General features: G+C 35.7%; 21 protein-coding genes. All 21 read left to right on the forward strand.

Annotation, left to right across the window (positions count from 1 at the left end):
* Entirely contained in the window at positions 1 to 2,322 is a 2,322-nt protein-coding gene (locus AHMF7616_RS22890) for a GumC family protein (protein ID WP_115375000.1), read from the forward strand.
* Between the two features lie 63 nt (positions 2,323 to 2,385).
* Positions 2,386 to 3,675 carry an MATE family efflux transporter gene (locus tag AHMF7616_RS22895; protein ID WP_115375744.1) on the forward strand — a complete coding sequence of 430 codons (1,290 nt, stop codon included), beginning with the start codon at positions 2,386 to 2,388 and terminating at the stop codon, positions 3,673 to 3,675.
* Positions 3,676 to 3,728: 53 nt separating this feature from the next.
* Complete coding sequence (locus AHMF7616_RS22900) at positions 3,729 to 4,661, forward strand: glycosyltransferase family 2 protein (protein WP_115375001.1); 933 nt, start codon at positions 3,729 to 3,731, stop codon at positions 4,659 to 4,661.
* Between the two features lie 454 nt (positions 4,662 to 5,115).
* Entirely contained in the window at positions 5,116 to 6,090 is a 975-nt protein-coding gene (locus tag AHMF7616_RS22905; RefSeq protein WP_115375002.1) for a hypothetical protein, read from the forward strand.
* Between the two features lie 33 nt (positions 6,091 to 6,123).
* Positions 6,124 to 7,254 (forward strand): glycosyltransferase family protein, encoded by a 1,131-nt coding sequence (locus AHMF7616_RS22910; RefSeq protein WP_115375003.1) that lies wholly within the window; start codon positions 6,124 to 6,126, stop codon positions 7,252 to 7,254.
* A gap of 1 nt (position 7,255) precedes the next feature.
* The gene (locus AHMF7616_RS27315; RefSeq protein WP_115375004.1) at positions 7,256 to 7,849 is read left to right on the forward strand and encodes an acyltransferase; all 594 of its coding nucleotides are present in this window, start codon (positions 7,256 to 7,258) and stop codon (positions 7,847 to 7,849) included.
* A 10-nt stretch (positions 7,850 to 7,859) separates the two neighbouring features.
* Complete coding sequence (locus tag AHMF7616_RS22920) at positions 7,860 to 9,134, forward strand: glycosyltransferase family 4 protein (protein WP_233507713.1); 1,275 nt, start codon at positions 7,860 to 7,862, stop codon at positions 9,132 to 9,134.
* A gap of 107 nt (positions 9,135 to 9,241) precedes the next feature.
* Positions 9,242 to 10,543, forward strand: coding sequence for a hypothetical protein (locus tag AHMF7616_RS22925; RefSeq protein WP_115375746.1), 1,302 nt, complete (start codon positions 9,242 to 9,244; stop codon positions 10,541 to 10,543).
* 6 nt (positions 10,544 to 10,549) lie between these two features.
* Positions 10,550 to 11,701, forward strand: a complete 1,152-nt coding sequence (locus tag AHMF7616_RS22930; protein WP_115375005.1) for a glycosyltransferase family 4 protein — start codon at positions 10,550 to 10,552, stop codon at positions 11,699 to 11,701.
* Between the two features lie 4 nt (positions 11,702 to 11,705).
* Entirely contained in the window at positions 11,706 to 12,368 is a 663-nt protein-coding gene (locus AHMF7616_RS22935; RefSeq protein WP_115375006.1) for an acyltransferase, read from the forward strand.
* Positions 12,369 to 12,431: 63 nt separating this feature from the next.
* On the forward strand, positions 12,432 to 12,761 hold the full coding sequence (locus AHMF7616_RS27320; RefSeq protein WP_233507714.1) for a glycosyltransferase family protein: 330 nt from the start codon (positions 12,432 to 12,434) through the stop codon (positions 12,759 to 12,761).
* A gap of 11 nt (positions 12,762 to 12,772) precedes the next feature.
* Positions 12,773 to 13,666, forward strand: coding sequence for a glycosyltransferase (locus AHMF7616_RS22940; protein WP_233507715.1), 894 nt, complete (start codon positions 12,773 to 12,775; stop codon positions 13,664 to 13,666).
* A gap of 255 nt (positions 13,667 to 13,921) precedes the next feature.
* Positions 13,922 to 14,242 (forward strand): glycosyltransferase, encoded by a 321-nt coding sequence (locus AHMF7616_RS22945; RefSeq protein WP_262511734.1) that lies wholly within the window; start codon positions 13,922 to 13,924, stop codon positions 14,240 to 14,242.
* A gap of 613 nt (positions 14,243 to 14,855) precedes the next feature.
* Positions 14,856 to 15,431 carry a WcaF family extracellular polysaccharide biosynthesis acetyltransferase gene (locus AHMF7616_RS22950; protein ID WP_115375008.1) on the forward strand — a complete coding sequence of 192 codons (576 nt, stop codon included), beginning with the start codon at positions 14,856 to 14,858 and terminating at the stop codon, positions 15,429 to 15,431.
* Positions 15,432 to 15,446: 15 nt separating this feature from the next.
* A complete protein-coding gene (locus AHMF7616_RS22955; RefSeq protein ID WP_115375009.1) occupies positions 15,447 to 16,268 on the forward strand; it encodes a glycosyltransferase family 2 protein in 822 nt (273 codons plus the stop codon).
* A gap of 31 nt (positions 16,269 to 16,299) precedes the next feature.
* Complete coding sequence (locus AHMF7616_RS22960) at positions 16,300 to 16,713, forward strand: VanZ family protein (protein ID WP_115375010.1); 414 nt, start codon at positions 16,300 to 16,302, stop codon at positions 16,711 to 16,713.
* A 108-nt stretch (positions 16,714 to 16,821) separates the two neighbouring features.
* The gene (locus AHMF7616_RS26880; protein ID WP_199474326.1) at positions 16,822 to 17,322 is read left to right on the forward strand and encodes a glycosyltransferase; all 501 of its coding nucleotides are present in this window, start codon (positions 16,822 to 16,824) and stop codon (positions 17,320 to 17,322) included.
* A gap of 71 nt (positions 17,323 to 17,393) precedes the next feature.
* Complete coding sequence (locus tag AHMF7616_RS26885; RefSeq protein ID WP_233507716.1) at positions 17,394 to 18,065, forward strand: glycosyltransferase; 672 nt, start codon at positions 17,394 to 17,396, stop codon at positions 18,063 to 18,065.
* A gap of 300 nt (positions 18,066 to 18,365) precedes the next feature.
* The gene (locus AHMF7616_RS22970) at positions 18,366 to 19,235 is read left to right on the forward strand and encodes an ABC transporter permease (RefSeq protein WP_115375011.1); all 870 of its coding nucleotides are present in this window, start codon (positions 18,366 to 18,368) and stop codon (positions 19,233 to 19,235) included.
* Positions 19,236 to 19,246: 11 nt separating this feature from the next.
* The gene (locus AHMF7616_RS27845; protein ID WP_317047628.1) at positions 19,247 to 19,513 is read left to right on the forward strand and encodes a hypothetical protein; all 267 of its coding nucleotides are present in this window, start codon (positions 19,247 to 19,249) and stop codon (positions 19,511 to 19,513) included.
* Positions 19,477 to 20,520 carry an ABC transporter ATP-binding protein gene (locus AHMF7616_RS22975; RefSeq protein ID WP_317047641.1) on the forward strand — a complete coding sequence of 348 codons (1,044 nt, stop codon included), beginning with the start codon at positions 19,477 to 19,479 and terminating at the stop codon, positions 20,518 to 20,520. The genes AHMF7616_RS27845 and AHMF7616_RS22975 overlap by 37 nt, the downstream gene beginning before the upstream one ends.
* Positions 20,521 to 20,529 lie beyond the last annotated feature (9 nt).

A 20,529-nucleotide genomic window follows, 5' to 3' on the forward strand; every position in this document is an offset into this window, starting at 1 on the left:
ATGAACACGACATATCCGGAAAGAGCCCAGCCAAAAGATTTAAAGAAAATAGTATTTAGCTATCTGCGCTATTGGTATTTATTTTTGCTGGGAGCAATTCTGGGCTTAATTGCCGCAAATTTAAATTTACGTTATACTACTCCTCAATATCGGGTAAGTACCACTTTACTGATTAAAGACGACAAAAGTGGGGATGGATTATCGGAAAGTGCCGCTTTTAGTGATTTAGATCTTTTAAAATCTTCTAAAAACATTGATAACGAAATAGTTTTACTTCAATCCAGTAAGTTAATGTCCCGGACATTAGCTGAACTTGATTTGCGTACAAGCTATTTTGTGAAAGGTCGGGTGCGCGATCAGGAAATATATGGTACAGATCTTCCAATAAAGGTTATAATCAATAAATTAAATCCGAAAGCATACAATAGAACAATATTCATTTATATCAAAGACAATAATAGCTTTGAATTAGAAGAAGAAAGCACAAAACGAACCTTACATAAGTTTGGTCAACAAATAACAAAATCGTACGGTGTTTTCACGGTAGTAGCTACATCTACTAATTCCTTATTACCAGATGGTAAACCACTAATAATTACATTTCAAGATATTCAAATGCTTGCCGGGATGTATACCAGTAAACTTAATATAAGTCCATATAATGGTAAAGCCAGTGCTTTGGTATTAAGCATAACAGATGCCGTTCCGCAAAAAGGGATAGATATTATTAATAAATTAATTGAAGTTTATAATAAAGAAGAAGTAGACGATAAAAATGTAATTGCGGCTCGAACAATCGAATTTATAGACGAACGGTTAAAATATCTCACTACGGAGCTATCTACCGTAGAAAAAGAAGTAGAGCAGTATAAACGACAAAACGACTTAACCGATGTAAGTTCGCAGGCCCAACAATACGTGGCCGAAGCAAGTGCTTATAATAAACAATTATCAGAACTAGGTATTCAGCAAGATGTATTGGCGTCTATAGAAAAGTACTTGCAAAAGCCGGGTAGCCAATATCAATTAGTGCCTAGTTCTTTAAATATTCAAGACCCAACTTTGGTGGGGCTTATTACCCGGTTTAATGAGTTACAACTCGAGCGCGAGCAACTTTTACGAATCAACCGCCCAGATAATCCTCTTGTCCAGAATATGAATAACCAGTTGGCCAATCTGCGGGAAAACATTCTGGAAAATTTGCGGAATATTAAAAGTTCATTAGCTATCTCCCGCCGTAACCTGCAATTAAAATCCGGGCAGTTTGGCTCCAAAATCCAGCAGGTGCCGGTAGCTGAGCGCCAGCTCATAGAAATTACGCGTCAGCAAGAAATTAAACAATCTATTTACTTATACCTGCTGCAAAAAAGAGAAGAATCGGCTTTGTCGCTGGCCGCTACCGTTTCTAACGGTAGGGTGGTAGAGCCGGCAACTTCTTCCGGTTTAGTTTCACCTAATGCCACAAATACCTATTTGTATTATATGTTATTGGGGCTGTTTTTGCCTTTAGCTGGAATCTATATAAAAGAATTATTAAACAATAAAGTGCAAAGTTTACAGGATGTGCAATACATAACACCTGCGCCCATCTTGGGAGAAATTGCGCATAATCGCGGCAAAACTAGCCTAGTGGTAAAAGAAAAAAGCCGGGCTCCCGTAGCCGAAATGTTCCGGCTCATTCTTACTAATTTACAATTCTCTAATTTTAACAAAGAAAATAAAGTACTACTGGTTACTTCCAGTATGAGCGGCGAAGGAAAAACTTTCTTTAGCATTAATTTAGGAAGCAGTTTGGTAGCTACTGGTAAAAAAGTAGTTATACTGGGTTTTGATTTACGTAAGCCTGGTTTATTACCTGACTTAGGCCTAATCGAGGAAGTAGGCATTAGTAATTACTTAGTTCAGGAATCATTACTAGTCGATGATATCATAAAACCTTCTGGTGTCGCTTCTAACTTATTCGTAATTGGTGCCGGCACTATTCCGCCTAACCCTTATGAACTCATGCTAAGCTCCCGGGTAGAGCATCTGTTTAAAGTATTGCGGGTCAATTTTGACTTTATAATAGTAGATACCGCTCCGGTTGGCCAGGTAGCCGATGCCTTTACCTTAGCTCCTCACATAGATTCTTCGGTGTATGTCATCCGATATAACTATACTCTAAAAGAGCAGTTGAATATTATAAACGATATTTATTATAATAAAAAATTTAACCAACCTATGCTGGTGTTAAACGATGTCCGAAAAGAGAATGGTTATGCGTATGGGTATTGCTACGGAGAAGAAAGAAAGAAAAAATCTTTCCTGAATATTTTAAAATAGTGAAAGTAAATCCCATTCAACTGATGTTTTAAGAATGAAGCGTTTATTATTTCAATGAAGTTTATGAAAGCGCTTGTTCAAAGCATTTATACTAATCCGAAATATGCCAGAGCTATTGAATGGGGGAGGCTTCTTGCTATAACCGGTGGAGCTCAATCCCTTGTGCAAGCAATTAGCTTCGTAAGCGGAATACTAGTAATTCGTTTATTATCAACCCAAGAATATGCCATTTATACATTGGCGAATACTATGCTTGGTACAATGACCATATTGGCTGATGGTGGTATATCAACAGGAGTAATGGGTTTGGGAGGTAAGGTATGGCAGGATCGCGAAAGGCTAGGTACTGTTTTAGCTACAGGCCTTGATCTGCGCCGAAAGTTTGCAGCAGGAAGTTTATTAATAGCCATGCCTATATCAATTTATTTATTACTACACAATGGGGCATCGTGGTTAACTACAATTTTGATTGTAGCATCTTTAGTATTAGCATTCTTTGCTGCTCTTTCTGATTCTATACTTGAGATAGTTCCTAAACTCCATCAGGAAGTTGTTTCATTGCAAAAAAATCAGATTCAAGTAGGCCTTGCTCGTGTTGTTTTATCTGGATTAACTCTGTTCATTTTTCCATGGGCCTTTGTAGCTATTCTGGCTTCCGGAATACCACGAATCTATGGAAACATTCAATTGCGGAAAGTAACATTTCAATTTGTAACTGAGGCAAAACCAGATTTAGATATTAGTAGTAAAATTTTGAGTTTAGTTCGAAAAACTATGCCTGGTCTAATTTATTATTGTGTTTCGAGTCAATTAACAATTTGGTTGCTTTCTATATTGGGGAATACAGCATCAATAGCACAAATAGGAGCATTAGGTAGGATTTCTATATTGTTAAATATATTAGGAGTTGTTTTTTCGACAATATTAGTTCCTCGATTTGCTCGAACATCAGAAGGGAATAAAAATCTTTCAAAAAAGTTTTTACACTTACTAATGCTATTTATTGGTCTTTGTATACTTTTCATAAGTTCTATATATTTTTTTTCAGCGGAAATTCTATGGGTATTGGGTTCTAATTATACTAATATGAATTTCGAGTTAGTGCTGTTTATAATTGGAAGCTGTGTTTTTGCTTGTGCAGGTTTTATTTATTCACTCACATCAAGTAGAGGTTTTGTATTAAGTCCTTATATATACATTACATTTAGTGTTTTAGCTATTATAATAGGTATAATTATATTTGATGTTTCCTCACTAACTGGTATTTTGTATTATAACATTTTTGTATCAGGCGTACAGCTTTCTATGTATACTTTATACGCATATTTTAAAATTATAAAATTTAAATACTAGTGTTGTATTAGATTAACCGTAATGTCCCATTAGATTCTAAAAGCTTTTGTTTTATGTCTGATAATATATTGTTTAGTGTTGGAATACCTGCTTACAAAGGGCGTTATTTAGAAGAATGCATTAATAGTATATTGGTACAAACTTTTGCAAATTTTGAGCTTATTGTTATAAATGATTATTCTCCAGATTCCATTGATTCTATTATAGATCAGTACTGTGATTCTAGAATTAGTTACTATAAAAATGAAAGAAATGTAGGAGCAGAACACGTTGTAGATAATTGGAATAAGTGCTTAAATTATGCTAATGGAGAGTACTTTGTATTAATGGGAGATGATGATAAAATGGAGCCAGATTATTTAGAAGAGTTTGCCAAGTTGATTGCTCTATACCCTGACCTAGATGTATTTCATTGTCGATCAAAAATTATTAATGAAGATTCATTTCCTATAATGTTAACGCAGTCATGTCCAGAATTTGAAACAGTTTATGAAAATATATGGCAAAGGATAGTCTTTCAAAGGCGTCAATTTATTTCTGATTTTGTATTTCGTACTTCTGTTCTAAAACACAATGGAGGCTTTTTCAAATTACCTTTAGCTTGGGCTTCGGACGACATATCTACTTTTGTTGCATGTGGCAAGAAGGGGATTGCTCATATAAATAAACCAGTATTTAATTATAGAGAAAGTAGGTATAATATTACATCAACAGGAAATAGTAAATTAAAGTTAGAAGCACTGAATGGCGCTGCAAAATGGATAAATGATTTCTTAGATAAGGAACCAGAAAAAGCTAGTGATCAATTGATATATACAATACTAAAAAATCAAATTAATGATCATGTGTTAAAAGCAAGAACATTAGTTGTTAGGCATTCTATTCGTAATAATATAATACTTGGTACAATTGATTGGTGGCTTAATCGTAAAAAATATTTGTTATCTACTAAAGATATAATTATGGCATTAGTTAGAAGGTCTTAATCTTAATTTATATGATATTTTGCGTATTTATTTGATCTATGAATGTTAATGATTTATTATTAATTTATAACTACTCATTAAATAATCATTCTCCATTTTAAATAATGGTTGGATACATCTACGTTTCTTATTGGAGAGTTGTATCTGAGAAGTTTATATTCTCATTACAAGTTAAAAATTAAGTGCTTATATGCCATGATAATAAATAATGAAGGTTCTAGATAGGATACTTTCAAAAGGTATTCAAATATTGCTTAAATATTGCTGTTACAAGCAAGAAAAATTCTTTAGTTTATAAACACTATGTCATTATAATTAAATTATCTTCATTTTACAAAATTATTCTAAAAGATAATGTTGTATGAATATTCTTTATTAGTAAAAGAAGTACCAAAAGAAAATGAATAAGAAAGTAAAAGGTTATATAAATTTTGTGATAATAGGTTAACTTTCTATGAAGGTAGTTATTTGTACTCTTTTTGAAAGTCATTACCATTTAGGTGTAGCTGCTTTAACGAACTCTCTTTATAAGCAAGGTTATCGTGGGGAAATTTATGCAGGCTATAAAGGAACATTGCCTGTTTGGGCTATTTCGTCTAAAGAAAATTATCAATTAATGAAGACAAGTTGCCGAACACTATATATTACTGACAGCCTTCAAATTCATTTTATACCTCTTGAAACTACCTACCACTTGACCAACTACAAACCAGATTTTATGTTAAAAATTTGCAATGAAGTTGTAAATGATATAAGTTCTATATTTTATTTTGATCCTGATATTATTGTCTCAACTTCTTGGTCTTATTTCGAAGAATGGGTTGGTTATGGAGTTGCTTTATGTGAAGATATAAATTCTCCTCTTGCAGAACATCATCCACGCAGAATGGCTTGGCGCCGGATTTTTGGTAATAAGGGTATTTTACTTAAGTTTAACAGTAACATCTATGTAAATGGGGGATTTATTGGACTATCTAATAATGATCTAAGTTTTTTGAAAATATGGAAAAACATTCAAGAGATTATGGCATCTGAAATTGGAGGCTTAAGCCGGTCATCTCTTTCAGGAATACCGTTGTTAGGTAATGCAAGTAATCCAAATGCTCCATTTAGCAAAACAGATCAAGATGCGTTAAATGCTGCAGTTGAGGTTTGGAATGGTAATGTGAGTTTTATAGGTAAGGAAGGAATGGCATTTCATCCAGGAATTTCAATAATGTCGCACGCCCTTGGACTTCCAAAGCCTTGGCAATGGAAGCCTTTTTTACAAATTTTAGCAGGTTTGCCTCCGCGTTTAGTTGATAAACAGTATTGGGATAGCGTAAACAAGCCCATTCAAACATATTCATCTTGGATGATTCGACTAAGGAAATTATTTATATTATTAGCATCGTTTATTGGAAGATTTTATAGAAGGGGAGGAATATAGTAAAATACTAATTAAGTTAAATGTTATTTCTATATGAGAATTATATTTCTTTGCGGATCGCTAGAAATTGGACGAGATGGTGTTGGTGATTATACCAGAAGGTTGAGTGGTGAGCTCATTCATCAAGGTCATCAAACTGCTATAATTGCATTATATGATAAAGGTATTAAAGAAGTTATTTCTTATACGCAACAATCAGAAGATTTAATTATACCAGTGTTGCGTATACCTGCTTTTTACTCATCTAATCAGCGTTGTGACTTAGCTCAAAAATGGGTTGATAATTTTAATCCTGATTGGTTAAGCTTGCAATTTGTTCCTTTTGCATTCCAGTCTAAAGGATTAACTATTGGTTTGAGCAAACTGCTCAAAAAAATTGGCAGCGATAGGTGTTGGCATGTTATGTTTCATGAACTTTGGGTAGGAATGGATATACAATCGTCTATAAAGCTTAAATTATGGGGACAAATACAAAAAAAAATAATTCAATCTATGGTTTTTAGATTAAAACCTAAACTTATCCATACGCAAACGCGACTTTATCAAGAGCAATTATATAAAATTGGATTAGATTCTAAATATCTTTCATTATTTTCAAATATACCTGTACATTATAATAGAGCACCTAAAACTTATAAGTTGCCTCAGTTAAAGGTAGGTAGCAGCATTAATTTTGTTGTTTTTGGGTCTATTCATACTGGCGCACCAATTGAACTATTCACTCAAGAAGCATCTTTGTATGCTAAAAAGAAAGGTATCAAGCTCTCTCTCACAATTATAGGACGATCTGGTGAGGAACAGTTACATTGGAAAACTGTGTGGGAATTAAGAGGATTAGTGGTAGAAATATTAGGAGAACAAACACCGGAGCGTATTTCTGAAGTATTGAGTAAAGCTACATTCGGTCTTTCTACTACTCCAAGCATATTAATAGAAAAAAGTGGAACTGTTGCTGCCATGTTTGCGCATGGTTTACCGGTTATCTGTATTTCGAGAATATGGACTCCTCGAGGAGTTCCTAATTTTAAATTACCAAATAATGTAGTTCAGTATAAAAGTGGAAATTTGGAGACGTGTTTTTTACTAGCATCAAGCCCTAAACTATTTAATAATGTATCTAAAATTACCCGTCAATTAACAGATACTCTTTTAAGTGAAGATTAAAATGGCTAGTTTAAGGTACCTTTGGATAAATCGAGCTCAATTTCCTATTGGAACAAAACTCTTTGTGCGAGCTTGGGGTAAACGTGTTTTTTCCTTACCGGAGCTTATTCGTAGAAATCATCATCGGTTGCAATTGATTAAACGGGGTGCAAATATAGATCAAACTGCGGAAATTGGAGAAGTTAAAGTGGAAGGCTTAGTTAATTTAGTCTCCATAGGAGCCTTCTGTAGCCTTGGGAGAGTCTATATGGCAGTCCACGAACATATTAAAATTGGTGAAAGAGTTGTTATTAATGATGGAGTTAAAATTCTAACAGCGTCACATGATGTTTCAGATCCCCATTGGAGCTTTATAAAGCAAAATATTGTGATTGAAGATTATGTTTGGATTGGTACCGATGCCATAATTCTCCCAGGAGTTCATCTAGGTCGTGGAGTAGTTGTTGGTGCAGGGGCAGTAGTAACAAAATCAGTAAATAATGGAGCAATTGTTGTCGGAAATCCAGCTAAACCAATATCAAAAACTAGATGTAAAGAATTAAATTATAATCCTTGCGAATTTCTGGCTGCAAATCGCGCTTGGTTGCTAGGTTAATATTCCTATAATGAATCAAGTGCTCATGAAGATTATACTTTCGCATCCTACCGGTAACCAGAATGTTAGAGCGGCAGCTCTGGGGTTTGTTAATGCAGATATTTTAGCTGAGTTCAATACTTCTGTTGCTTCTTTTCCTGGCAGTTTTTTGGATAGATTAGGGGCATTTGGCCCATTTTCTGAAATCCATCGTCGCCACTTTGATCCTGCATTACGTTATAAAACTAAAATGTTTCCCTGGCGTGAAGTAGGAAGACTTGTTGCTTCTAAAGGAGGATTTCACAATTTAATAAAGCATGAAACAGGATTATTTAGCATTGATTCTGTTTACAAAAGTCTTGATGCACAAATAGCATCTAAATTACAAAATGCTCGCAGACGTGGAATAGATGCTGTTTATGCATACGAGGACGGTGCTGGATTTTCTTTTCGGGAAGCTAAAAAACTTAGGCTTCAATGTTTATATGATCTTCCAATTGGCTATTGGCGAGCAGCCAAACATATGTTGGAGCCTGAATATGAACGTTGGCCAGAATGGGCTGTTACTTTAAGTAGCTTTCAAGATTCTGAAATAAAGCTTATTCGTAAGGACGAAGAACTTAAATTGGCAGATCGTATTTTTGTTGCCAGTCAGTTTACAGCTAAAACTTTAAAAGAGTTTCCGTGCTCATTAGCTCCCATCGAAGTAATTCCTTACGGATTTCCTCCTGTATCAGCAATTCAGAAGCAAGCTGTTTTTTCTGGTCAGCGGCCATTAAAATTATTGTTTGTTGGAGGCTTGTCGCAGCGAAAGGGGATTGCTGACCTTTTTGCTGCCGTAAACGCTATTGGTTCTCAGATAGAGTTAACCGTTGTTGGTCAAAAGGCAAGTAATAATTGCTCCGCTTTAGACCTAGAATTAAAAAAACATAAATGGCTGCCAAGCTTACCGCACCACGAAGTTTTAAAATTAATGCAAGCGCAGGATGTATTAGTTTTTCCATCACTTTTCGAAGGCTTTGGACTAGTAATTACGGAAGCTATGTCGCAGGGAACTCCGGTTATTACCACAGACCGGACCGCTGGCCCTGACTTGATTAAGCACCAGGAGAATGGTTGGCTAATTGAAGCAGGATCAACAGAAGGACTTCAAAGTGCCATTGAAGAACTCTTAATAAAACCAAAAACTATTGGGGAAGCTGGCAAAGCTGCTTTAGAAACAGCCCGCCGCCGACCTTGGAAAGTATACGGGCAAGAACTGGCAGCAGCAGTAAAAAGGCATATGCATCAAGCCGTTAGTTTATAAAATTAATTGTATATGAGGTTGGCCTTGCTGCTTAAATGGTATTTTATTTAATGAGTTACTATTCAAATAACTTGTCGGATGTTGGGTATAAACAACATCTTAAATCTTTGGATCAGTTTCAGGAGCAAGAGCGTGCAGAATCCTTTCAATTCCTAAAGGCGGGTATTTGGGCTTACTTTCTTTTATTGATTTTTGAGGGCGCTTTGCGTAAATGGTTTCTGCCGGGCTTAGCAACTCCTTTATTAATTATACGAGATCCTATAGCCCTATGGTTAATTTATCAAACCTGGAAACGGGGATTGCTTCTGACTAACCCTTATTTGCTCAGCATAACTTTAATTGGAGTAGTAGGCATATTTACATCTATTTTACTGGGACATGGAAGCCTGCCTGTAGCGCTATTTGGAGCACGTATTTTACTTTTACATTTTCCTCTCATGTTTGTGATTGGGTACCTATTTACGCGGGAGGATGTGGTGAAACTGGGCAAGATAACTTTATGGATTTCGATTCCTATGGTGGTACTTGTGGTTCTTCAATTTTATAGCCCTCAATCGGCTTGGGTGAACCGGGGGGTAGGAGGTAATATGGAAGGGGCTGGGTTTAGTGGAGCTTTAGATTTTTTTAGACCGCCTGGTACATTTTCTTTTACTAACGGTAATACGCTTTTTTTTAGTTTTGTCGCCTGTTTTGTTTTTTATTTTTTGCTTCATCCTAAATCTATCAATTGGATTCTATTGATTGGTGCTACTGTTGCCCTCTTAATTTCCATCCCTATTTCCATTAGTCGCGGTTTGTTTTTTCAGGTTGGAGTTTCTTTGATATTTGCACTTCTGGCGGCTTTTCGCAAGCCCAAATATGTTACTAAGCTTATCCCGGCAGTTTTGTTGGGCGTAATAATGTTAATTGCTCTTAGTCAAACCAGTGTTTTTAAAACGGCAGCAGGAGCTTTTCTGGCGCGCTTTGAAGTGGCAAACGAAGCAGAAGGAGGTATGGAAGGGGTCTTAATTGATCGGTTTTTGGGAGGAATGATTGGCGCAATTACGGAGTCATCAGATTTGCCTTTTTGGGGCTATGGCTTAGGAATGGGTACGAATGTTGGAAGCATGCTGTTAACCGGGGGTACTACTTTTTTAATTGCCGAAGGTGAGTGGGGACGAGTGATCGGAGAGTCTGGTGTATTAATGGGATTAACCATTATTTTTATTCGGCTGAGCCTATCAATTAAAATGGCTGTTGCCAGTTATCATAAACTCGTGCAAGATGATATATTACCCTGGATGCTTTTGAGTTTTAGTTTATTAATAATTCCGCAAGGCCAGTGGGCACAACCCACTTCATTGGGTTTTTCTGCCATGGTAGGTGGACTTCTATTGGCGGCGTTAAAGGATATAAATCCACGTGATTAAATAAAAATGCGTATTATTTTAATTGGAAATTATCCACCAGACAAGCAAGAAAGTATGATTCGCTTCGCGGAGATGCTAAACGCTGGTTTTCGGGAATCCGGCTTGCAAACCGAAATCTGGTGGCCTACTGTTTTCTTTGGCACGGTCGTAAAAGTAACGAATACGGGTTTGGGAAAATGGATAGGTTATTTCGATAAGTGGATCGTGTTTCCTTTAATTTTGTGGTGGCGGCTGCAAACTAAAACTTTGCTTCATTCCAGGGTTCAATTTCACATTTGCGATCATTCCAACTCTCTTTATTTAAAATATCTGCCTACCGACCAAACGAGTATTACCTGCCACGATGTGCTGGCTATCCGGGGAAGTTTAGGTTACACCGACGCTTATGCACCAGCTTCTGGGTTTGGTAAAATTCTTCAGAAATGGATTCTTTACTATTTAATCCGGGCAAAAAAAATGGCTTCGGTTTCCCAACTAACTTTAAATCAATTACAAGAATTAGGCACTGCTCCTATTAACATGAAAAAAGAATGGCGGGTTATTCATAATGCATTTAACGCTGATTTCAAGCCTATTGCAAAGGAAAAATTTAAAAATTTGCTTAACAAAGTGGGCTTTAATACCGAAATGCCATTTCTTCTTCATGTAGGTTCAGGACAGCCTCGCAAAAATCGGGGCTTGTTGCTTTTAATGGTAAAGGCACTTGGCAGTAAGTGGGCTGGTAATGTTGTATTAGCCGGCGAGGCAGTTGATGAAGCTTTTTTAAAACAAGCAGAAGCTTTAGGGTTGCGCCACAGAGTAATTTCGGTAGTAAAACCCAACCACGATACTCTGGTAGCACTATATAATGCATGCGATGCTTTTGTTTTTCCTTCTTTTTCGGAGGGTTTTGGTTGGCCTATTATTGAAGCCCAGGCTTGTGGAGCTCCCGTAATTACCAGTAATATAGAGCCCATGCCGGAAGTGAGTGGGGGAGGAGCCTTGCTTGCCGATCCAAATAGTCCGGCAGACTTTGCCAATGCTTTTCTGGCTTTACATGACCTGGCTACCCGGGCGATTTTAATTAAACGTGGATTTGAAAATGCAAAACGTTTTGAACTCCGGCAGATGGTAGCGGCCTATCTTCAGCTTTACGGAATGAAAGAAGTTAAAGCTTAAAAGTATGTTTCTTAAAATAATTTCGTTTTTTCTTCCCTGGCCTTTAAGGCGCCGAGTCCTACAACAATGGTTTGGGTATAAAATTCATGCGAGTGCTCGCATAGGTTTGGCCTGGGTTTTCCCGCGTAAACTTGTTATGGGGGCTAACTCCCGGATAGATCATTTTACAGTAGCCATTCACCTGGATCAGATTGAAATGGCTAAGGACGCTACAATCGGCCGGGGTAATTGGATCACGGGATTTCCAACCCAAAGTGATTCTTCCCATTTTAAACATCAATTTGAAAGACGGGCAGAACTGCGGTTAGGAGAAGCGGCAGCAATTACAAAAAATCATCATTTAGATTGCACCAACGCCATTGAAATTGGCCGTTTTGCAACCATCGCCGGTTATCAGTCGCAGTTTCTGACACATTCCATAGATGTATTAGAAAACCGCCAGGATAGTACACCGATTTCTATCGGTGAATACGCCTTTGTTGGAACTAATGTAGTAGTATTGGGCGGGGCCAAACTACCAGCCTGTTCCGTTCTGGGTGCAAAATCACTTTTAAATAAAGTTTACGCTCAGGAATGGACGCTTTATGGGGGAGTGCCGGCAAAACCAATTCAGGAGATTCCGCGAAGTGCGAAATATTTCACCCGACAAGAAGGTTTTGTTTACTAATGTAGCATCAATCCAATTAAAAATTTAAAAATGCTCACGCGAATACTGCATGTTACCACAAGCATGAACCCCGAGTTGGGCGGAGTATGTCAGGCTATACGAACATTAATTAAAGGGCTGGAAGATTTAAACGTACAAAACGAAGTGGTTTGTTTAGATGTGCCTGGTGTAGAATTTATTAAAGCTGATCATTTCCCAGTTCATGCGATTGGTCCAGCAGCAGGTCCCTGGGCTTATAATTCTGCATTAAGTCCCTGGCTATTCACCAATGTTTCTCGGTTTAATGTTATTATTCTTCATGGATTGTGGCTTTATCCGAACTATGCCATCCGGAAAGCATTATTAAAATACCAGAAAAAAAGAACCAGCGGATCAGTCCAAAAATATTTGTAATGCCTCACGGAATGCTTGATCCTTATTTTCAAAAAGCTGCGGGTAGAAAATTAAAGGCACTCCGCAACTGGGCTTATTGGAAATTAATAGAAGGAAACGTAGTGAATGACGCGGACGGATTACTTTTTACATGCGAAGAAGAACGTATTCTGGCTCGAGAACCATTCAGACCATATAGACCAAAACGGGAGCTAGTTGTTGGATTGGGAGTAGAGGCTCCACCCTTGTTTACCCCGACCATGCGTCAAAGTTTTTTGGCAAAATGCCCGGAACTTCAAAATCAACCTTATATTCTCTTTCTCAGCCGAATCCATGAGAAGAAAGGAGTAGATTTACTAATTGCTGCCTACGCCAAGCTAATCTATAATACGGTTAAAGTTAATACCGGCAAATTCTCTGTTGGGAGTATGCCAGTAGATGAAACAGTTATACCAGAGATAACACGTAAAAATCTGCCTAAACTCGTTATAGCCGGACCTGGTCTGGAAACTCCTTACGGGGTGCAAATGCAAAAGCTAGTTTCTGAATCTGCAGAATTAAAGAATGCTGTTTTTTTTCCTGGAATGCTTACCGGAGATGCCAAATGGGGGGCTTTTTATGGTTGCGAAGCTTTTATTCTGCCGAGCCATCAAGAAAATTTTGGTATTGCGGTAGTGGAAGCATTAGCCTGTGGTAAACCTGTATTAATTTCTAATCAGGTAAATATTTGGCGGGAGATAGAAAAAGAAGGAGCTGGCTTGATTGCCACAGATACCCCAGCAGGAACTTTTACACTACTAAATGTCTGGCAACAGTTATCAGAAGACGAGAAGTTGAAAATAATAATGAAAACAAAAATTACTTATGAAAAACATTTTGAAATTATTTCAATTGTTGATCGCTTGTTAAAAGCAGTTAGCTATTAAAATTATTACTATCATTCATTGTATTTGAGATAACTCTTTTAGGCTAGAAGGATTAGGCGCAAACATCAGCTCTCTATTCCGAAATTATTCTACTACACAAGAATTGAAATTTTGGTTTTTATGTTCTGAATTTAGAATTATTGATGAAGATAACATTAATTGATTGCTCCAATTGGATCAGTTCAAGGATAATGCAAAGTACATTAATTTTGATGCAAAAGCAATATTTGGACATTTTAGATTATTACCCGGAGATTGACTACTTATGAAAGATTTTTGAATTCACATTATGTGAAGAATAATGTAGCATTATATTTAGATGCTGACCTAATAATCTTAAAAGACGTTTTAATGTTAAATAAATTTGAGTTTAATAATGCTATTTTAGCAGCAGTGTACAGCCTTATAGTGGTGTGGGTATTAGAAAAATATTTCTTTTTAAATAAGCTAAACTGGTCTCTTGAGAAAGCTTATTTTAATGCTGGAGTTGTGCTTTTTAATTTAAAGAAGTGGTGCGAAGCAAACATTGTATTAAAATGGAAGAGTATAGCAGAAAAATACCCTAATGACATATAAGCTGTTGACCAAACACTTTTAAATGTTGTTTGTGATGGAAATTTTGCTCATCTCTCCCTTTTACTAAAAGTAGAATGGCCACCAGAAGGTGAGAAACCAAAGGATTCTGTTAAATTAATACTGCATTTTGTTGGCTCTCCTAAGCCATGGGATTTTTTAGGTAAAGTTGTTCATCAGAGACATGAAATTTGGCACAACAACAATACTATTTTTTGGAAAGAGGAATACTCCAAGATAATTTTAGATAATGTAAAAAGAACTTGGAAGATAAAAAATAATAATAAAACTGTTGAAGAACAAGTTAAGAATTGTATGATTTTGTGAAATAATAGTTGCTTTACATAAAAATAAAATAAATCAAATATCAATATTTTTGCTTGCTTTTTAAAAAATGTTTCAATCTGTACTTATACGATATTATTTTAAATAATAAATCTTATGTTCTTTTATAAGCTAGTTGTAAATTGTATAAAGATTTATTTGAGAACTATATTGCCTATACTTTAAGCAAAAAAATAGATAAACTATTATGACTTTTTGATTATAGATTTATAAAAATTAAAAAGATTCTAAGTTCATAAACATTATATTTTATTGATAACATTTACATAACATGCATAATTCTGATACCTTCACAGGTCCATCCTTTTCTTTGACTAATCGAATAAGAAGAATGGTATGGGAAATTGTGTACATGATTTTTTTTCGTTTTTCTCCTAAACCTTTGCATGGATGGCGGTCTTTTCTGCTGCGGCTTTTTGGTGCCAAAGTGGGGCAAGGTGTACACGTTTACCCAAAAGTAAAAATTTGGGCACCATGGAACTTGGTATTAGAGGATCAATGTGGCATAGCTAACGGTGCTATTCTTTATACCCAAGGAGAAATTGCAATTGGCCGACGAACAGTTATTTCTCAAGGGGCACATTTAGTTACTGGCACGCACGATTATACTAAGCCAGGGTTTCCATTAATTACTAAGCCAATTTATATTGGTGACCATGTCTGGATTGCTACTGAAGCATTTATACATCCGGGGGTAATAGTAGGTGCAGGATGTGTGGTTGGAGCACGTTCTGTTGTTACGAAAGATGTGCCAGCTTGGATGGTATGTGCGGGGCATCCCTGCAAACCAATTAAAGAGCGAGTGACAGAAGAAATGAAGCTTGAGTTTTTCCAGCTGCAAAAATAAATTTTAAGAGTATAAATGATTTCCGTTATAATACTTACTAAGAACGAGGAAAAAGATATACCTCTATGCCTTACCTCCTTACATTGGTGTGATGATGTTCATGTTCTTGACTCAGGTAGTACCGATAAAACCATTGAAATTGCTAAACAGTTTGAAGCTAAGGTTTGGAATAATGTATTTGAAAGTTTTGGTAAACAACGTAATTATGCCCTTGATCATATAAGCTCAAAGCATAATTGGATTCTCTTTTTGGATGCTGACGAAATTGTGACGGATAAGTTCAAATTAGCTATGTATGAAGCTATTAACATAGCGAATATAGAAGTAGCGGGTTTTTATTGCTGCTGGAAAATGATGCTGGAAGGGAAATGGCTAAAGCATTGTGACAATTTTCCTAAATGGCAGTTTAGATTAATGCGTAAAAGTAGGGCAAGATTTACGGATTTTGGCCATGGCCAAAAGGAAGACAAAGTCGATGGTCAAATTAAATACATAAAAGAACCTTATTTACATTTTGGGTTTTCCAAAGGATGGTATCAATGGATTGAACGGCATAATAAATATTCGACTCTAGAAGCAGTGGCCCGACTTCAGAATCCTCAATCAATAAAAAATATTTTTGCTAGACATGGTAGTGTTCGGAATCAAGCTTTAAGATCTTGGTTAAGTAAGTTACCTGGTTGGCCTTTTTTGCGATTTTTCCACGCTTATTTCTTAAATTTTGGTTTTTTAGAAGGAATTCCAGGTTTGATATACTGTACAAATATGGGTTATTATGAATTTCTTATTCAAATTAAGATACGGGAATTATCAAGAAATAGAGTAAATAAGAAGTGAGAATGAAGAAAAGGTTATACCTTTTATTTAAATGCGTTTAATTGTGATTCTAATTCTAATGCTGGCATTGTTTGGTACTGCGCTTATTTTTTATCTAAGCTGGCTTCCTCAACCTAAATTAGGGTTAAACTGGTTTATACCAGATTGGTTAGCAACCTGGGCTGATGCTAGGACTAATGATACCATTCGAACAGCTGTTCCCTTTGTTTTTCTAGGTATTTTAACCGGAATATGGTTAACAATGGTACGCTATCCTTGGCATAGTTGGTTTACATCATGGCTAGTTCTAGTCGTTATTGTATTAGTAGCCGAATTAGGCCAACTTTTACTCCCTTACAGGTCGTTTGATTGGTGGGATATAATCTGGGCTGCAATAGGAGCAATAATAGGGCTTATTATGCCTTTTGTAAGCACTAAGTTCATTCGGTTTATAAAAGAATTATAAATTATGTTATTGGATATCCTTTATATGTTAATTTAAGACAAGTAGTTAATAAATATTAAATGTGGAACAGTTTTAGTTCTTATAGCTAAAAAATTAATTTAATTTTTAATGCAGAAAAGAATACTCTTAATAGGTTATAATTTTTTTCCAGAGCTTACTGGTATAGGCAAGTACAGTGGCGAAATGATCAACTGGCTAGCTGGTAAAGGATATGATTGTACCGTTGTTACTACTTACCCCTATTATCCTTACTGGAAAGTTCAAGAACCTTATATTAAAAATAGATTTTGGTTTAAAACAGAAGAAGAAAATTTTGCATCTGGTGGCAAAATAAAGATATACCGGTGTCCTATTTATGTGCCAACGAAACCGTCGGGTATTAAGAGAGTGCTATTGGACTTTTCGTTCTTATTATCGGCGGGATTAAAAATGTTGCAGCTATTACTGTCGCGGAGATATGATTATGTTATTACGGTAGTTCCCGCTTTTCTTTTAGGCTGTTTGGGTATTATTTACAAAAAAACTCGAAAAGCAAAGTTATTGTACCACATTCAAGATTTACAAATTGAAGCCGCCAGAGATTTGCAGATGATTAAATCAAAAAAGTAATTGATTCTTTATTTCAACTGGAAAAGTACATATTAAACCAATGTGATGTAATTACGAGCGTGGGAGCAGGGATGGTGCATAAAATTAAGCAAAAAGCGAATAAGAACGTTTTTTTATTCTTGAACTCTACCGATCTTTCCCAGTTCTATCCTCTTCAAAATAAAGCGGCAATAAAACAAGCATTTGGATTTAACATACAAGATAAGATTATTTTGTATTCTGGCGCCATAGGAGAGAAGCAAGGGATTGAGGCTATTCTGTATGCTGCTCAAGAGTTTAAACCTTATAAACAAGTCCGTTTTTTAATTTGTGGTTCAGGACCTTACAAAGAAAAATTAGAAAATTTATCCCAAAGCCTTCAGTTAGATAATGTTATCTTTTTTCCGCTACAACCAATCGAAAAATTTAATCTATTCCTCAATATGGCCGATGTACACCTGGTAGTGCAAAAAGCGAATGCCAGCGATTTAGTAATGCCATCAAAACTTTCGACAGTATTGGCTATTGGTGGTTTATCTGTAATAACGGCTAACGAAGGAACTGACTTGCACTCGCTGGTAAGGAAATACAAAATGGGGATTTTGGTGGAAGCAGAAAATCAAATTGCTTTAGCAGAAGGTATTCGAAAAGCCATTAATGAAAGTAGTGAAGTTATTTCTGAAAATGCGCATGCTTATGCTAAAGAACATCTTTCTATCGAAAAAATAATGGAGAGTTTTGAACAGATTATGCTTATAGCCTAGGTTTTTAAATTACATTTCTATTATAATTGAAAGCAGTATTTTTGATAAGAAATTTAATAGTTCGTTAGGTAATATAACTGAATACATCTTTTAACTGTATTTTTATAATAACTAGTTAAATTCTTGTGCCCAACCCATCATTAGGTAGTTATAAGAGGGAACTTTGAGGCAAGTTATTATTAATAATATATGATCTTACTTCATGTATTATTAATACACTAGGATTTTTTCTGTGCAATTTAACTTCGAAAGAATATTTTGCCTATTCTATAGTTGTTTATTAAGTTTTGTCTATTAATAATGAATCAGCAAATACAACCAATTAAGGCCAATGAATGGACTTTAATAATTAAATCAAAAACTTCTTGGTTTAATCTTCACTTACATGATCTTTGGCGTTATCGGGATTTAATAGTCATGTTTGTTAAACGTGATTTCGTCTCTTTGTACAAGCAAACTATACTAGGCCCACTTTGGTTTATTATTCAACCTATATTGACTACATTCATGTTTGTTGTAATTTTTGATAAAGTGGCTGGAATTCCCACGAACGGAATTCCTTCTACTCTATTTTATTTGTCGGGCCTAGTTATTTGGAATTATTTCTCTACTTGTCTTAATACTACATCAAACACTTTTGCTGCAAATGCTGGAATCTTTGGCAAAGTTTATTTTCCCAGATTAATTGTTCCATTATCGAGTGTTTTTTCAGCTCTAATTAGTTTTGGAATCCAAATGGGAATCTTAATAGTTCTAATCAGTTACTACTATTTTGTGTTAAAAGTAAATATCCACTTTAACTATTATGTGTTCTTCATTCCTTTTTTGCTTTTAATTATAGCGGCTTTAGGTTTAGGCTTAGGAATAATTATATCTTCCTTGACAACAAAATATCGCGATTTAGTGTTCGTAGTAACTTTTGGAGTTCAGCTTTTAATGTATGCCACTCCCATTATTTATCCACTTTCTTTTTTAAGTGGCCAATATAAAACTTTTATTTTGGCTAATCCTATAGCACCAATCGTAGAAGTTTTCAGGTATTCACTATTAGGGGTGGGCGAGTTTAACGCTTGGTACATTAGTTATAGTGTAGTATTTACGATAATTACACTTGCAATAGGAGTATTAATATTTAATAAAGTGGAGAAAAGCTTTATGGATGTTATTTAGAATAAACAGGTATGACGGAAGTAGTAATAAAGGTAGATGATTTAAGTAAAAAATATCGGTTGGGGAACATTGGTACAGGAACACTTAGCCGCGATTTAAACCAATGGTGGGCTAAACTTAGAGGAAAAGAAAATCCTTATGCTAAATTAGATGAAGATGGCTCTGTGCATTTTAGAAATAATGAATTCTGGGCTTTGCAAAATTTAAATTTTGAAGTAAAAAAGGACAAGTACTTGGAGTTATTGGAAAAAATGGAGCTGGAAAATCTACTTTATTAAAAATCTTATCCAGAATAACTACTCCTACTTTGGGCGAAATTAAAGTAAAAGGTCGTATTGCCAGTTTATTAGAAGTTGGTACGGGCTTTCATCAGGAGCTAACAGGTCGGGAGAATATCTTCCTTAATGGTGCCATTTTAGGCATGACTAAACGTGAGATTAGAAGCAAGTTAGATGAAATTATTTCATTTTCAGGAGTAGAGCAGCATATTGATACTCCTGTTAAGCGCTATAGTAGTGGCATGCACGTTCGTTTAGCTTTCGCAGTAGCGGCTCATCTTGAACCTGAAATATTGATTGTGGATGAGGTACTGGCAGTAGGAGATGCGGATTTTCAAAAAAAATGTTTAGGAAAAATGCAGGAGGTTTCGCAACAAGATGGAAGAACAATCTTGTTTGTCAGCCACAATATGCAAGCAGTAAAGAATATTTGTAATAGTGCTTTGTGGCTGAATCAGGGAAAGTTAAAAATTTTGGGAGATGTATCAATAGTAATCAATAAATATATTGCCAATACAAAAGAAGCTAATATGAGTCAGTATTGGGCTAGTCCAAATGATGCTCCTGGTAACAGATGGGCTCGTTTTAAACAAGTAGAACTAGTCCCGCATTTTGCGAATCCAGATGATGCATTGGATATTCGAGTCCCACTTACTGTCAAATTTCAATTTTGGAATATGCAAGACAAAGTGCAGGTTAGTGTTGAATTAGCTTTATTCTCTTATGGGGGAGAATGTATATTCGATGTTCCTTCGCCTGTTATAAGTTGTCAAAAAGGCTTGGTGTCAGGGCAATGTTATATTCCGGGTAATTTTTTGAATGATGGTTCTTATTATATTACCTTATACGTTGTTAAAGATACTACAACTACACTGTTTGCATTTGAGGAGTGCTTATCTTTTGATTTAGAAGATTTTAGAGGTGAAATACAATGGTATGGAAAATGGTCTGGAGCCGTAAGACCATCTTTGCCTTTTCAGATTGAACAAGTAAATGTTTTTAAATGATTGATAGCT

The sequence above is a fragment of the Adhaeribacter pallidiroseus genome, assembly GCF_003340495.1.
Lineage (GTDB): Bacteria > Bacteroidota > Bacteroidia > Cytophagales > Hymenobacteraceae > Adhaeribacter > Adhaeribacter pallidiroseus.

What these genes read in the sequence shown, in the direction of transcription:
- AHMF7616_RS22890 (WP_115375000.1), top strand. Translation starts at nt 1, where the DNA reads ATGAACACGACATATCCGGAAAGAGCCCAGCCAAAAGATTTAAAGAAA.
- AHMF7616_RS22895 (WP_115375744.1), top strand. Translation starts at nt 2,386, where the DNA reads ATGAAAGCGCTTGTTCAAAGCATTTATACTAATCCGAAATATGCCAGA.
- AHMF7616_RS22900 (WP_115375001.1), top strand. Translation starts at nt 3,729, where the DNA reads ATGTCTGATAATATATTGTTTAGTGTTGGAATACCTGCTTACAAAGGG.
- AHMF7616_RS22905 (WP_115375002.1), top strand. Translation starts at nt 5,116, where the DNA reads ATGAAGGTAGTTATTTGTACTCTTTTTGAAAGTCATTACCATTTAGGT.
- AHMF7616_RS22910 (WP_115375003.1), top strand. Translation starts at nt 6,124, where the DNA reads ATGAGAATTATATTTCTTTGCGGATCGCTAGAAATTGGACGAGATGGT.
- AHMF7616_RS27315 (WP_115375004.1), top strand. Translation starts at nt 7,256, where the DNA reads ATGGCTAGTTTAAGGTACCTTTGGATAAATCGAGCTCAATTTCCTATT.
- AHMF7616_RS22920 (WP_233507713.1), top strand. Translation starts at nt 7,860, where the DNA reads ATGAATCAAGTGCTCATGAAGATTATACTTTCGCATCCTACCGGTAAC.
- AHMF7616_RS22930 (WP_115375005.1), top strand. Translation starts at nt 10,550, where the DNA reads ATGCGTATTATTTTAATTGGAAATTATCCACCAGACAAGCAAGAAAGT.
- AHMF7616_RS22935 (WP_115375006.1), top strand. Translation starts at nt 11,706, where the DNA reads ATGTTTCTTAAAATAATTTCGTTTTTTCTTCCCTGGCCTTTAAGGCGC.
- AHMF7616_RS27320 (WP_233507714.1), top strand. Translation starts at nt 12,432, where the DNA reads ATGAACCCCGAGTTGGGCGGAGTATGTCAGGCTATACGAACATTAATT.
- AHMF7616_RS22940 (WP_233507715.1), top strand. Translation starts at nt 12,773, where the DNA reads ATGCTTGATCCTTATTTTCAAAAAGCTGCGGGTAGAAAATTAAAGGCA.
- AHMF7616_RS22950 (WP_115375008.1), top strand. Translation starts at nt 14,856, where the DNA reads ATGCATAATTCTGATACCTTCACAGGTCCATCCTTTTCTTTGACTAAT.
- AHMF7616_RS22955 (WP_115375009.1), top strand. Translation starts at nt 15,447, where the DNA reads ATGATTTCCGTTATAATACTTACTAAGAACGAGGAAAAAGATATACCT.
- AHMF7616_RS22960 (WP_115375010.1), top strand. Translation starts at nt 16,300, where the DNA reads ATGCGTTTAATTGTGATTCTAATTCTAATGCTGGCATTGTTTGGTACT.
- AHMF7616_RS26880 (WP_199474326.1), top strand. Translation starts at nt 16,822, where the DNA reads ATGCAGAAAAGAATACTCTTAATAGGTTATAATTTTTTTCCAGAGCTT.
- AHMF7616_RS26885 (WP_233507716.1), top strand. Translation starts at nt 17,394, where the DNA reads ATGGTGCATAAAATTAAGCAAAAAGCGAATAAGAACGTTTTTTTATTC.
- AHMF7616_RS22970 (WP_115375011.1), top strand. Translation starts at nt 18,366, where the DNA reads ATGAATCAGCAAATACAACCAATTAAGGCCAATGAATGGACTTTAATA.
- AHMF7616_RS27845 (WP_317047628.1), top strand. Translation starts at nt 19,247, where the DNA reads ATGACGGAAGTAGTAATAAAGGTAGATGATTTAAGTAAAAAATATCGG.